The organism is Streptomyces sp. WMMB 322, assembly GCF_900090145.1.
Lineage (GTDB): Bacteria > Actinomycetota > Actinomycetes > Streptomycetales > Streptomycetaceae > Streptomyces.
Window position 1 is genome coordinate 119901 of sequence record NZ_FMHI01000003.1, and the last position, 13623, is coordinate 133523.

The window sequence follows — 13623 nt, forward strand, 5'->3', positions numbered from 1 at the left end:
CCGCGTGTTCCGGCGGGCAGCGCGAGGGGCGGGCCCGGCAGCGGCCCGCCCCTCGCGGTCCCACGGCGGCGGTCCACGGCCGTGAGAAACGACGAAGCCCGGTCTCAGGCGGTTGCTCTGCCTTCGATCCGGGCGAGTGCGTCGTCCGCGCCGTACGGCTGTAGGTACGGCATCCAGCGCGGGTCTCGGTGTCCCGTGCCGATGATCCGCCAGGCCAGGCCCGACGGCGGCGCCGGTTGGTGGCGCAGCCGCCAGCCGATCTCGGCCACGTGCCGGTCGGCCTTGACGTGGTTGCAGCGGCGGCAGGCCGCCACCACGTTCTCCCAGGTGTGCTGTCCGCCGCGGCTGCGCGGAATGACGTGGTCGACGCTGGTTGCGACACCACCGCAGTACGCGCACCGGCCGCCGTCGCGCGCGAAGAGCGCCCGGCGGGTCAGCGGAACAGTGCCCCGAAAGGGCACCCGCACGAAGCGCTTCAGCCGTACGACGCTCGGAGCGGGTATGACACGGGTCGCGCTGTGCATCAGGGCGCCGGACTCCTCGAGGCTGACGGCCTTGTCGTTGAGGACGAGGATGAGCGCGCGACGTAGCGGTACGACACCGAGCGGCTCGTACGACGCGTTGAGGACCAGGACATGCGGCACGGTGCCTCCTTGTACGTCTGCGGCGCGTGGCTCGCGCCGGGACGATCTGTACTCAGTGTGTCCCGCGCCCTGGCCATTCCGCCACCACGACCGGGTAACGCCACGGGAGTGTTTTCAACCACACCCCCTGACTCCCCCTTGAACTTCTGCCCCGCTTCCGATCAGTCAAGACGTGGTGAACCCCGCCGCCGGACGGGCGCCCGGCGGCCGGATGCTTTCCCTCGGCAGCCGCCGCGGCCACTTGTGAAGGCCGTGCGCCGTTAGTGTGGTTGCCGCGTTCGGGGCCCGCATCTGCGGGCCGCCGGCGCTTGGTTGGTCATGGCCCCGCCCGGAAGGTTCTGCTGTGTTCTGGCTGATCGGTGCTGCCACCCCGTCCACTCTCGCGGTGCCCCACCGTGCGGGAGCCGGAGCGGGGGACGGCGGGCAGAGCCCTCCCTCGCTCGAGGACGCGCACGACTCGGCGTCCGAGGCGGCCGGATGGATCGAGCAGAACTGGTCGGAGTGGGTGGCTGCCGGGCTGCGCATCGTGCTCATCGGGATCATCGCGATCCTGTTGCGGCATGTGATACGCCGTGCCATCAGCCGGCTCATCAAGCGCGTGAACCGCAGAGCGGAGGCCGCCGACAGCGCCAACGCGCTGCGCGGGCTGCTGGTCAGCGGCGAGCGGCGGCGGCAGCGCTCCCAGGCGATCGGTTCGGTGCTGCGGAGCATCGCCTCCTTCGTGATCATCGGCACCGCGCTGCTGATGGTCCTGTCCGATCTCGGCATCAATCTGGCTCCGCTGCTGGCCAGCGCCGGTGTCGCCGGTGTCGCGCTCGGCTTCGGCGCCCGCGACGTCGTCACGGACCTGCTGGCGGGGATCTTCATGCTCCTGGAGGACCAGTACGGCGTGGGCGACCGCGTCGACGTCGGTGAGGTCTCCGGCACGGTCCTGGAGGTCGGGCTGCGTGTGACGCAACTGCGCGGCGAGAGCGGTGAGATCTGGTACATCCGCAACGGCGAGATCAAGCGGGTCGGCAACCTGAGCCAGGGCTGGGCGACGGCCGCGGTGGACGTGCGGGTGGCGCCGGGCGAGGACCTCGACGAGGTACGCGACGCGATCGTCGCCGTCGGCGAGGAGCTGGGCGGCAGCGAGCCCTGGGACGAACTGCTGTGGGAGCCCGTCGAGGTGCTGGGCCTGGATTCGGTGACCCTCGAGGAGGTCGTCGTACGGGTCACGGCGAAGACCATGCCGGGCAAGGCGCTGAGCGTGGAACGCGAGCTGCGCTGGCGCATCAAGCAGGCGCTGGACCGCAGGGGCATCGAGAGCGCGGGCGAGGAGCCGCGTTCCGTCGAAGCGGCCGGCGTCGCCGGGCAGGCGGCCCGGGAACACCCCGGCAGCGGCGAGAGGGGCGAAGGGAAGAGCGGCAGGGGCGCCTCCGGCGGAGACCGCGCCGCGCGCCGCGAACGCGACACCGAAGTGGCCGCTGCCGCGCATGTGCGGCAGGCGGCCGGAAAACGCGGCGGCGGGGACGTGCCGCTGCAGAAGACCCCCAAGTAGCCGGTTCCGGGGCGCGCCGGTCGCGCCGTCCGGTCCACGCGGTCCCGATGCGACGTCGCCTGCGCTTCCGCGATGCCGCCTGCGCTTCCATTGACGGGGCCGAGGCCCGGGCTCTACGGTCCGACGACTGGAAGGCTTCCTAACAGTGGGAGGCCGCGGGCCGGGGCCGGAGGCGGAGCGCAGATGGCCGGTACGAGGCCGGGGACTCCACGCGTCCTGCGCGCGATGAACGACCGGGCCGCCCTCGACCTGCTGCTCGCCGAGGGGCCCCTCTCCCGCGGGCGCATCGGCGAGCTGACCGGCCTGTCCAAGCCGACGGCCTCACAGCTGCTGGCCCGGCTGGAGGCCGCGGGTCTCGTCGTCGTCACCGGGAGGAGCGAAGGCCGCCCCGGCCCCAACGCGCAGCTCTTCGCCGTCAACGGTCGAGCGGCTCATGTCGCCGGAGTCGACGTCACCGCGGCCCGCGTCCTCGCCGCCGTCGCCGACATCACCGGCCGCGTCGCCGGCACCTTCGAGCTGCCCGCCCCTGCCCGGCCACGGGAAGGCCCGGCTCCGCCCGAGCTGGTCCGGCGGGCCGTCGAGGGGGCCGCCGGGGCCGCGGGCGTCGACCCGTCCGCGCTGCACCGCGCGGTCGTGGGCACGCCCGGCGCCTTCGACCCGGGTACGGGGCGGCTGCGCTACGCCTCGCATCTGCCCGGCTGGCACTCCCCCACGCTGCTGGAGGAGATGGCCGCCACGCTGCCGGTGCCCCTCGGATACGAGAACGACGTCAATCTCGTCGCCGTCGCGGAGCAGCGGCTCGGAGCGGGCCGCGGGCACGACGACTTCGTGCTGCTGTGGAACGAGGAGGGCATCGGTGCCGCCCTCGTCCTCGGAGGGCGGCTGCACCGTGGACGCACGGGCGGCGCGGGCGAGGTCGGTCTCCTCCCGGTGCCCGGCACGCCCCTCGTCCGCGACCCGGCGCGGTGCAACAGCGGCGGCTTCCAGGAACTGGCGGGCGCCGGCGCCGTACTGCGCTGGGCGCGTGAACTGGGCCTGCCCCACGAGCACGACGGCTCGCTGCACGCCCGAGCCGCCGCTCTGGTCGCGCGCGCCGCGTCGGCCGCCACGGGCGCGGACGGTGCACCCGGCGAGCGGGGCGGGAGCGGCCCGCACGCCGGACTGCTGCGGCGGCTGGCCACGGGAACGGCCGTCGGGCTGGCGTCCATGGTCGCCGTGCTCGACCCGGAGCTGATCGTGCTCTCCGGGGGCGTACTCGCGGCCGGCGGGGAGCGGCTGCGACGGCTCGTGCAGGACGAACTGACCGAACTCGCCGTGCCCCGGCCGGCGTTGAAACTGGGCACGGTCACCGGCGAGGCCGTGCTGCACGGGGCGCTGGAGAGCGCGCTGGCCACGACCCGTGACGAAGTGTTCGACACCTCGCGCCGAAGCTGAAGGGACTGCAGGACGACATGAGAATCGCAGTGGTCGGCGGTGGCTCCACGTACACCCCCGAACTCGTCGACGGCCTCGCACGGTTGCGGGACACGCTCCCCGTGAGCGACCTGGTGCTCGTCGACCCGGCGAAGGACCGGCTGGAGCCGGTGGCCGGCCTGGCACGCCGGATCCTCGCCCAGCAGGGCCATCCGGCGACCGTCACCGCCACGTCGGACGTCGAGGCGGGCACGGCCGGTGCCGACGCCGTGCTGCTCCAGCTGCGCGTCGGAGGGCAGGCGGCACGGCACCAGGACGAGACGTGGCCCCTGGAGTGCGGCTGCGTCGGGCAGGAGACGACGGGGGCGGGCGGGCTGGCCAAGGCCCTGCGGACCGTTCCCGTGGTGCTCGACATCGCGGAACGTGTGCGGCGGACCAGTCCGGACGCGTGGATCGTCGACTTCACCAATCCCGTCGGCATCGTCACCCGCGCCCTGCTCCGGGCCGGGCACAGGACGGTCGGGCTGTGCAACGTGGCGGTCAATCTCCAGCGCAGGTTCGCAGGGCTGCTGGGGGTGCCCCCGGAGGAGGTCCACCTCGACCACTACGGGCTCAACCACCTCACGTGGGAGCTGGGCGTGCGGCTCGGCGGCCCGGGCGGAGCGGACGTCCTGCCGCGGCTGCTCGACGAGCACGCCGACGCCTTCGCCCTGGAACTGAGGATGCCTCGCCGCGTGCTGGAGACTCTCGGCGTCTTCCCGTCGTACTACCTGCGCTACTACTACGCGCACGACGAGACCGTCGAGGAGCTGCGTACGAAGCCGTCACGGGCCGAGGAAGTCGCGGCGATGGAGCGGGAGCTGCTGAGGATGTACGACGATCCCGCCCTGACCGCGAAGCCCGCCCTGCTCGGCAAGCGCGGCGGCGCCTTCTACTCGGAGGCGGCGGTGGCACTGGTCGCGGCGCTGCTGGGGACGTCCGGCGGACAGGACGGGGACGGGAAGCCGGGTTCGAACGTCCAGGTCGTCAACGTGCGCAACGACGGCACGCTGCCGTTCCTGCCCCGCGACGCGGTGATCGAGGCACCGGCCCGGGTCGGACCCGACGGCGCCGTGCCACTGGACGCGCCCGCCGTCGGCCCCCTCCAGGCCGGACTGATCTCGCACGTCCACGCCTACGAGGAGCTGGCGCTTCAGGCGGCACTCCACGGCGGACGCGAGCGGGTCTTCAAGGCGTTGCTGGCGCACCCGCTGGTCGGTCAGTACGACCGCGCCGAAGCGCTGACCGACCGGCTTGTCGCCCACAACCGGGAGCACCTGGCGTGGGCCTGAGCACCTCGGCCTGCCTCGCGATCGACGCAGGCAACACCAAGACGGACGTGACGGTCGTCGACGTCGGCGGCGCCGTGCTGGGCAGAGGGCGGGGCGGCGGCTTCCAGCCGCAGGCCACGGGCGTTCAGGCCGCGGTGGACGCACTCGGGGTGCCGGTCGGCACGGCACTCGCGGAGGCGGGGGCCGCGCCCGGGCAGCCGGTCGCGCACGTCTCGGCCTGCCTCGCCAACGCCGATCTGCCGCGCGAGGAGAGCGAGTTGAGCGCGGCCCTGACCGCGCGGGGCTGGGGCCGCACCACCCGCGTCGCCAACGACACCTTCGCCGTCCTGCGGGCCGGACTGCCGGACGACGGTTCCGTCCGGCACGGGGTGGCGGTCGTCTGCGGCGCGGGCGTCAACTGCGCGGGCCAGGACGGCGAGGGCGGCACGCACCGCTTTCTCGCCCTGGGCCGGCTCTCGGGCGACTTCGGCGGTGGCGGGGGACTCGCCGCGGAGGCCGTCTGGTTCGCGGCGAGGGCCGAGGACGGGCGCGGCGAGGACACGCAGCTCGCGCGGGAGGTGCCCTGGCACTTCGGACTGACCTCGATGCACGCGCTCATCGAGGCCCTGCACCTGGGCGACCTTCCCCGTACCCGCATGCACGAGATCACGCCGATCCTCTTCGAGACCGCCTCCGCCGGTGACGCGGTGGCCCGCGCCATCGTGGAGCGGCAGGCGGACGAGCTCGTCTCGATGATCGGGGTCAGCCTGAGGCGTCTCGGGCTGCTGGAGACGGCGACGCCGGTCTTCCTGGGCGGCAGCGTCGCCGCGGCCCGCCATCCGCTGCTGCACGACCACCTCGCACGCGGACTGGCCGTGCGCGCCCCGAAGGCGACGCCCCAGCTCGTGACGGCGCCGCCGGTCCTGGGAGCGGCGCTGCTCGGCCTCGACGAGGCCGGCGCACCGCCCCAGGCGCACGCCCGCCTGCGGGCCCACTACGCGTGAGCGTGCGCACCCTCACGAGCGGAAGGGTGCGCACCCTCGTACGGACAGGCCGGGCCCGGCGGGCAGGCCCCGGAGGTGCCGGTCAGGTGAGGTGGAGCGTGATCGTCGTCCATGCCCCCACGTGCACGCGGTCGCCGCTCTTGAGCGGAACGGGGACGAAGGGCTGGATCGGGTCCTCGGCGCCGTTGATGGTGGTTCCGTTCGTCGAGTCCTGATCGACCACCGACCAGCTGCCGTCGGGCTGCTGCACCAGCACGGCGTGCTGGTGCGAGACACCCGGGTCCTCCGGCGTGCGCGCCAGGTCGATGTCGGGCGCCTCGCCGGTGGAGTGGCGCCGGCGGCCGATGGTGATCTGGTTTCCGGTGAGCGGGAGCTGCTGCTCGGGCGAGTACGCGGGCAGGTTCAGGTTCGAGGCCTCCGGACCGCTGCGGTCCATCATCGCCGCGAAGTACTGGCGGTCGGGCGCGATGACGGCCACCCACGATCCGGACAGCCCGGACGACTGCATCTGGCCCTGTTCGTGCCCACCCGTCCCGGGCTGCTGCGGGTACTGGTGCTGGGGCTGGGGCTGCTGCCCCTGCCCGGGGGCCTGTCCCTGCCCGGGGGCCTGCCCCTGGCCGGGAAACGACGGCGGTCCGGGCGGCTGCGACTGCTCCTGCTGCGGGGGCGCGGGCGGCGGGATGGACCAGTCGCCGCTCGGCGACGACGGCTGCTGCGGCCCCCCGGGCGCGGGCGGCGCCATGGGCCCGCCCTGGCCCTGGCCCGGACCTGGCCCCGGACTGCCCGGACCTGGCCCCGGACCCTGGCCGAAGCCCTGGTCGGGACCTTGTCCCGGACCCTGGCCGAAGCCCTGGTCGGGACCTTGTCCCGGACCCTGGCCGAAGCCCTGACCCGGCCCCTGCCCGGGGTATCCGCCGAACCCCTGCGGAGGCTGATCCGAAGTGAGCGGCTCCGCGGGCCGGTTGACCTCGGAGGGACGGTCCGCGCTGTCGAAGTCGTACCGCTGGTCCGCGCCGGACGAGGGAGCACCGGGAAACGGCGGGGGCGGAGGCTGACCCTGCTGACCCTGCTGACCAGGCGGCGGTGGGGGAGGCGGAGGGGGCCCCTGCCGGCCCTGCGGCCCGGGGGGCGGCGGAGGCGGACCGGGCTGGCCCTGCGGGCCGGGGCCGTTCTGGACGCCCGGCCGGGAGAAGGCGTCCGGCTGCGGCGACTGGTCCGCCGGTACGTACGTCATCGGCGAGTTCGTCAGGAAGTTGTAACGGCAGTTGTCGCAGAACGGCACCTGCCCCTCGCGGGGCTTGCCGCACTGGGGGCATGTCTCACCCTGGGCCTGAGGCCCGGGACCGCCGGGAGGTGCCGGAGGGCCGGCGGGAGCGGGACCACCGGGGCCACCGGGTGCAGGGCCACCGGGGCCACCCGGGCCGCCGGGACCGTCGCTCATGGGCCCCGGGTAGCCGTAGCCCTGGGACGGAGGGCCGGGAGGGACCGGTCCGCCGCCGGGCGCACCCTGTCCGCCCGGCGAGGCAGAGGGGCCGGGGTAGCCGTAACCGCCTCCGGGCACCGGCGGCGAGGATGACGGCGGAATCGCACCGGCGGGTGCGGAGGTCGATTCGGCCATGCGGTGACCGCATACCTCGCACCAGTCGTCGGCGGCCGACTGGTGTCCGTTCGGGCAAGTCGGCATGATGAGTGCCTCCCCCTTGTGCTCTCGCTTCCGTACCTGCGGTACGGCCCTCGCGGGCTCTGTCACCTCTTCACACGGACCGTCTTCGTGGACCGCGTCCCAGTGTCATCTCGTCGGCGTCGGCAACCTTCGCCTTCAGCCGAACAGTACCGCTCGCGGCGTCGATGACGTCCACCACCTTCGAAAGCAGCTTCGAGGTATCTGCGTCACCGGAAGCCCCGACCGACCGTACGGCGCACCCCGGTTGTACGGTTGCGCCCTCTTCGTCCCCCTGGCCTGCGCCGCTCCGGCCCGTCCTCGACCGCCTCGGTGACCGCCTCGGTGAGCCCCGCCGGCATGCGGCCCTACGGACCGGGCACCGGCCGGGTCCCCATGGACGGACGGCCTCGTGACGACGGACGGCCTCGGCGACGACGGACGGCTCCGGCCCGCATCGCCCGCCTCCTCGTCCCCGCGGCGGTTCAGGACAGGCCCCCGGTCCCCTACGACGGGCCGGGGAAGGGGATGACGGCCACGGTCGCGTTGTCGTGTCCGCCGCCGTCCAGCGCGAAACCGACCAGACGCTGCGCGGCCTGCAGGGGGCGTGCGCCGCTGTCCGCCGGTACGGCCGCCGCCATCTGTTCAGCGGACTCCGCGTAGTTCCAGACGCCGTCCGTGCAGACGATCACGACCCCTGCGCCCTCCGGCTTGTACGAAGCGGTGTGCGGTTCGACCTCGTAGGCGTCCGCGCCGAGCCATCCCGTGATGGCGTGCGCGCGCGGGTCGGCGTAGGCCTCGCCCTCGGTCATCAGTCCCGCCGCGACCATCTGCGCCGCCCACGAGTCGTCCTCGGTGAGGCGCGCGGGCGGCGCACCGTGCGCCTCGGGCACCCAGTAGGCGCGGCTGTCCCCGATCCAGCCGACGGTCAGGATGCCTTCGGCGGTCAGGGCACCCACGATCGTGCATGCCGGTGCGTTCTTGGACGGCTCGTTGGGGCCTTCGGCGGCGAGGGCGGTGACCGCCTCGGATGCGGCGACGAGCGCGTCGTGCATGGCCTGCTGCGCGGGTGTGCCGCGCGGCACGGCTTCGCTCATCGACGCGCCCGCGGCGAGGGCCGCCGCAGCGGAGGCGTCGTCGGGCCGGGTGGCCGAGGAGACGCCGTCACAGACCACGGCGATGGTCACCGGGGCGCCCGACGGCGTCGCCGTCTCGTGCAGCGAGAAGAAGTCCTCGTTCCGGTGGTGACGCAGCCCGCGGTCGCTGGCGGCCGCCACCGAGGGCAACGCGCCTTCCATGTGGTCGCGTTCCCGCGGCTGCTGGTGACCGCAGTGGTCGCAGTAGCCGTCTCCGTCCACGGCTCCGGTGCCGCAGGCGACACAGCGCGCCGAGGCGGCGGCAGCGGGCGTTCCCGCGGGCTCCGTGGTGTGCGGCGACGGTCCGTCGTGCGGCGAATCGTCCAGCGTGAGCCGGGGGTCGGCGGCGCGAGGATCAGGAGCCGCCGGCGGCGACGGATGCGGCGGTGCGGACGGATGCGGCGGTACCACCGGCGGCTGCGCCGGTGGCGCGGACGGCTGCGGCGGCGCCACCGGGCCGTCCGGTGTCCCCGGGGGCGGCTGCTCGTGCGTCGACGACGCAGGCACCGCGGGCGGAGCCGGCAGCGGCGGGCCCTGGACGGAGGGACCGTCGCCCTGCGGTCCCGGTACGGGCGGCCCCTGCACATCCAGCCGCCCCCGTACGCCCGGCCCCGCATACCCGGGGCGCGCGCCCGGTACGGGGTTGTCCGCCGGCGCCAGCGTGAAGTCCGGTTCGCCGGGAGGCCGGGGCGGCATGCCCGGTGGCATGTCCCCTGCCCAGCCGCCGGGTGCGACCGGCCGCACGCCACCGGGGGCCCCGCCGGTCCCGCTGCCGGGGCGGGCGGCACCCAGATCTGCGCCGCAGACTCCGCAGAAGCGCTCCCCCGCCGCCAGTGGTTCGGAGCAGCGCGGACACGCGGACAGTTGATCAAGCATGGTCACACCCACGTCCTGGGGCGGAAGGGGCAGGCCCGTTCCGCCGGTTCGGTCCTCTCGGTGCCGGGCTGCGCGAGCCGGACACGTAAGCGGCACACACATGTGCGGCATCTGTGGCACGCACCGTGGCGGCACGTGCGCCGTCGCGGCCGGGGCGTGCCGTTCCCCGGACTCCGCTCACGCGTCCGTCACCCCTTCCACCCGTGCGGGACCGCCTTCGCCGTCCTGCCGCGACGCCGTCAGAACCTGCTGTGCCGCGTGCTGATAACGCCGCACCGCGTCCTCCGCGGCCCGCAGATCGCACGGCGCGCTCCACAGCATGCGCCGTGCCGCGTCGTAGCGCTCGGTCAGCATCCGCTCCTCCCCCATGCCTTGCTGTGCCACCTTTGCCTTGTACGCGTCGAGACGCCCGCGCAGTTCCGCCCGTACCGCCAACGGTGCCGTAACGGCGGCGAGCTGGGCACGTGCGCGGTCCAACTCGTCCTCCGCGCGCTGCTCCAGGCTCTCCAGCAGCGGCGAGAGGCGGTGCCACTGGGAGCGGCGCCTGTATTCCGCCGCGGCGGACAGCTGCTCCTGGAGGGCGGTCGCGGGGCCGCTCACCGCGGGGACCTCGGAGGCCGCGATCTTGGCCAGTACCTCGCCACGAGCCGCGCGGGCCTCCGCCAGTGTGCGGTCCGCGCGGGAGAGGACGTCACGCAGCCGCATCAGCCGCTGTTCGGAGTCCTGGCGGACGTTGAGCACGGCGTCGATCTCGCGGCGGATGTCCTCGAGTTCACGCGCGGCGCGGTCGTAGCGGGAGGTGTCGGGCCTGCCCCCGCCGGGTGCGCTGCTGCCGCCCGCCGGCGTCCAGAAGGCGAGCGGGTCGGAGACCACTTCGGCGCGCAGCGAGGTGAGTTCCTCCGTCGTACGCTCCAGGTCGTCGCCCGAGGGATGCTCCCCAGGGCGTACGCCGACGGAGTGCGCGAGGGAGCGCACGCGGCGCAGTTCGGCGGCGAGCATGTCTATGCGGGCGGGCAGTGCCGACCAGACCGAATCGGCAGCCGCCACGACATCGAGGGCCTGCGCGTACCAGCCGTTCATCCACTCGACGAGCGTGCTGAGAGTCGCCTCCTCCTCCGGCTGCGGGCCTCCGCCGCCCCCACCGGGGCCCTCGACGGCGCCCGCGGAGCTCTCGACCCCGTCCGCCGGGTTGCCCGCACCTCCCGCGGCGCTGCCGGGAAGTGTGTGGAACCCGCGCAGCAGCTGCGTCAGTTCGGCGAGATCCTCGCGGCTGGGCCAGCGACGGCGCTCGCGCACCTCCTGTGCCTTGGCCAGCGCACCGCTGTAGTACTCGAAGACGTTCCACAGCCTGGTGACGGCCTCCTCGGCCCGCGCCCAGCGTCCGGCCGTCGTGCCGGTCAGCTGCGCGCCCTCGAGCAGGCGGCGCCCCGCGTGGTCCTGCAGCGCCAGCAACGACGACTCGACCGCCTCGTGTTCGGCGGTGAGCCTTTCCAGAGCACGGTCGGCCTCCTCCCGGCTCATCACCGGTCCCGTGGGTCCCGCGGGCCCCATCGATCACCTCGCTGCTTCCGTCGTGTCTGCTGTCCGTGCCGGGGCGGGCCGCTGCCGGCCGGCGGTCCGGGCCTGTTCGGGGCCGCCTCTCAACGGGCCGGCCGAAGGGAGTCGCACACCTCGTCGCACCCGTCCTCACCCCACCCCGACGGCATCGTTGACGACGGCATCGTTGACGACGGCGCCGGCTGTGAGCGAGACGGCGAGGACCGCGGCACACGGGCCGGGCACGGAGTCCCCCGCCGGACGCGAGTACAGCTCTGTCACCGGTCGCCGCCCTCCCCCTGGTCGTTGCCGGGCCGTCCGCCACGCCTACGTTGTGCGATGCGTCTGTCGCAACGGGTTGAGGCCCACGGCCAGAGTATGGCCACGCGGAACATCAACCACACTGTTTCCACCGGGATCTTGTTCGGATCGGGATCTGCGGCGGCCGCCGGGAACCCCCGGAACTCACCGGGTCCGCGGTTCCTTCCGGGTACACGCCGCCCGTACGGCGCCGGTTCCCCTCACACCAGCAGCCACAGGCCCTTCGCCGCCGTTGCGACTCCGCCGGCGAGCGCGAGCCCCAGGATGATGCGGCGCGCCCCCTTTTCCGGAGTACGGGCCGCGAGCAGATGCCCGAGCACGATGCCCGCGGCCATGGTTCCGGCGACCAGCAGCCAGGCGGGACGCGTCAGCTGGGGAAGTCCCTTGACGGAGGCCGACATCAGGTTGACGACGAGTCCGTAGAACTGGGCGTTGGGCACGAACTCGGCAGCCCTCCAGCCCGCGTTGACCGCGTAGAGGGAGAGCGCGGGACCGCCGGTCCCCGCGGCCGAGTTCATGAATCCACTGGCCGCGCCGGCCGCCACGGCACCGCCCCTTCCATGCAGGGCCCTGATACGGGCGCCGCACAACACCAGCAGCACGGCGGCGGTGATGAGTCCACCGAACGCGGTGAGCAGCACGGGCTCCGGGAGCCGCAGTGCGAGCCACGCTCCCAGGGGCACCGTGAGGGCCGCGGCGGCGACGAGCGGGACCATCGTCGCCAGCCGTACCTGCCGCCAGCTCGTCGCGAGCCCCGCGACGCCGATGACGACGCCGGCGCAGTTGACCAGCGCGACACCCTGCACGGGCCCCATGAGCAGCACCAGTCCGGGGGAGGCGAGGAGCCCGAAGCCGATGCCGGCCAGCCGCTGGACCGACGAGCCCAGCAGCACTACGCCGCCGAGCAGGGTGAGGAAGGACCAGCCGCTGATCACACCCCGAAAGTAGATGCCGGCGCTGGAGGGCTGTAGAGCCTGGCGCACACATTCCTTCCGGAGTGCGGAAATTCACATCCGAAAAGCGAAGTTCCATCGGGAAATGCACCACACTCAGGGCCCCTCGGCCCGTGGAAACCTCCCCCGGCCACGTCCCCGGCCACGTCCCCGGCCGCCTCACCGACCGCCTCCCGGAACCTGGTCCAAGTGCCGGCCCCAAGCCTCACGCACCGCCCTCCAGGGGCCCGCCGAGAGACCACGTGTGCGGCCCGTACGGGTCGTCGAGCCACGCCCACTGGAGCCCGTCCCTGACGGTCACTCCGTAGCGCTCCCGCTCGGGCCGGCCGGCGTCGCGCCACAACTCGTAGGCGTCGTACGGCGCCAGCGAACCGCCGGCGAGGCCGAGGAGGAAATGGAAGGAGCCCTGCCGCAGCGCGTGCGGAGGGACTGCGCACGCGCTCGGAACCGGGTGAACCTCCTCCCCCTGCGGGGCGCCGCCCCTGAGCGGCACGAAGTGCGCGGGCGTGGACAGGAAGCGGCCCTCGCCGTCCCGCGGCCCCTCCACGCGCAGCGGTACGAGCCCGGTGCCCACCGGCGCGAGGACCAGCGCCCCCGGCACGCTCTGCGCCAGCCAGGCGGGTGGCACCGCCCGCACCGCACACGTGGCGATGACGCGGTCGTAGGGGGCGTACGCGGGAGCGCCGAGCACACCGTCCCCCGTGACGATCCGTGGCCGGTAACCGGCGGCGGCAAGGTGCTCCCGGGCGGTGCCGGTGATGCCGGGGTCCAGGTCGACCGTGGTGACCCGCGCACCGCCCAGCCGGTGCGCGAGCAGAGCGGCGTTGTAGCCGGAGCCGGTGCCGATCTCCAGTACGCGCATGCCGTCCCGCACCTCCAGCGCCTCCAGCATGCGGGCCATCAGCGAGGGCTGGCTGCTGGAGGAGAGCAGCTCGCCGTCGCGCACCCGGGTGGCCAGCGGCTGGTCGTCGTAGACGCCCGAGAGCCAGCGCGCGCGGCGCTCCGGATCGGGGTCGTCCCGCCACAGCCGCTCCCGGCGCCCGCCGGAGACGGTCACGTAGTAGTACGGCACGAAGACCTCGCGGGGCACCTCGGCGAAGGCCGCCTGCCACGCGGGGTCGGCGAGCGCCCCGCGGGCGGCCAGACGACGCATCAGATCCGAAGCAGCCGGCATGCCTCCACTGTGCTGCTCATGTGCGGTGCCCGCGAGGCTTGAATGTGACGTTCCGC

General features: G+C 74.0%; 11 protein-coding genes and 1 pseudogene. 4 read left to right on the forward strand and 8 right to left on the reverse strand.

The features are described 5' to 3' along the window. Positions 1–104: 104 nt before the first annotated feature. The gene (locus tag H180DRAFT_RS06430; protein ID WP_055485022.1) at positions 105–644 is read right to left on the reverse strand and encodes an HNH endonuclease; all 540 of its coding nucleotides are present in this window, start codon (positions 642–644) and stop codon (positions 105–107) included. Between the two features lie 385 nt (positions 645–1029). Here H180DRAFT_RS06430 and H180DRAFT_RS06435 point away from each other — a divergent pair, with 385 nt between their 5' ends. From H180DRAFT_RS06435 to H180DRAFT_RS06450, 4 genes are all read left to right on the forward strand, one after another. Next, positions 1030–2184: a mechanosensitive ion channel family protein gene (locus H180DRAFT_RS06435; RefSeq protein WP_107097597.1), complete on the forward strand. Its 1155-nt coding sequence runs from the start codon at positions 1030–1032 to the stop codon at positions 2182–2184. Positions 2185–2367: 183 nt separating this feature from the next. Continuing rightward, positions 2368–3618 carry an ROK family transcriptional regulator gene (locus H180DRAFT_RS06440; RefSeq protein ID WP_055485023.1) on the forward strand — a complete coding sequence of 417 codons (1251 nt, stop codon included), beginning with the start codon at positions 2368–2370 and terminating at the stop codon, positions 3616–3618. Between the two features lie 17 nt (positions 3619–3635). Next, positions 3636–4928, forward strand: coding sequence for a 6-phospho-beta-glucosidase (locus H180DRAFT_RS06445; protein ID WP_055485024.1), 1293 nt, complete (start codon positions 3636–3638; stop codon positions 4926–4928). Further along, positions 4919–5911, forward strand: coding sequence for an N-acetylglucosamine kinase (locus H180DRAFT_RS06450; protein WP_055485025.1), 993 nt, complete (start codon positions 4919–4921; stop codon positions 5909–5911). Before H180DRAFT_RS06445 ends, H180DRAFT_RS06450 begins: the two co-directional genes overlap by 10 nt. Before the next feature lie 82 nt (positions 5912–5993). On the opposite strand, the gene H180DRAFT_RS30310 is transcribed toward H180DRAFT_RS06450, so the two are convergent. The 7 genes and pseudogenes from H180DRAFT_RS30310 to H180DRAFT_RS06480 all read right to left on the reverse strand — a co-directional run bounded on the left by H180DRAFT_RS30310 (position 5994) and on the right by H180DRAFT_RS06480 (position 13567). Then, entirely contained in the window at positions 5994–6653 is a 660-nt protein-coding gene (locus tag H180DRAFT_RS30310; protein WP_254665909.1) for an FHA domain-containing protein, read from the reverse strand. A 1004-nt stretch (positions 6654–7657) separates the two neighbouring features. Then, positions 7658–7866, reverse strand: a pseudogene (locus H180DRAFT_RS06460) (hypothetical protein); the annotation flags it as partial. Positions 7867–8077: 211 nt separating this feature from the next. Next, on the reverse strand, positions 8078–9583 hold the full coding sequence (locus H180DRAFT_RS06465; RefSeq protein WP_055485259.1) for a PP2C family protein-serine/threonine phosphatase: 1506 nt from the start codon (positions 9581–9583) through the stop codon (positions 8078–8080). Positions 9584–9760: 177 nt separating this feature from the next. Further along, positions 9761–11134 (reverse strand): coiled-coil domain-containing protein, encoded by a 1374-nt coding sequence (locus H180DRAFT_RS06470; protein ID WP_074466661.1) that lies wholly within the window; start codon positions 11132–11134, stop codon positions 9761–9763. A 135-nt stretch (positions 11135–11269) separates the two neighbouring features. Beyond that, positions 11270–11401, reverse strand: a complete 132-nt coding sequence (locus H180DRAFT_RS30770; RefSeq protein WP_302622431.1) for a hypothetical protein — start codon at positions 11399–11401, stop codon at positions 11270–11272. Between the two features lie 239 nt (positions 11402–11640). Next, a complete protein-coding gene (locus tag H180DRAFT_RS06475; RefSeq protein ID WP_055485260.1) occupies positions 11641–12375 on the reverse strand; it encodes a sulfite exporter TauE/SafE family protein in 735 nt (244 codons plus the stop codon). Positions 12376–12598: 223 nt separating this feature from the next. Further along, complete coding sequence (locus H180DRAFT_RS06480) at positions 12599–13567, reverse strand: methyltransferase domain-containing protein (RefSeq protein WP_055485027.1); 969 nt, start codon at positions 13565–13567, stop codon at positions 12599–12601. Positions 13568–13623 lie beyond the last annotated feature (56 nt).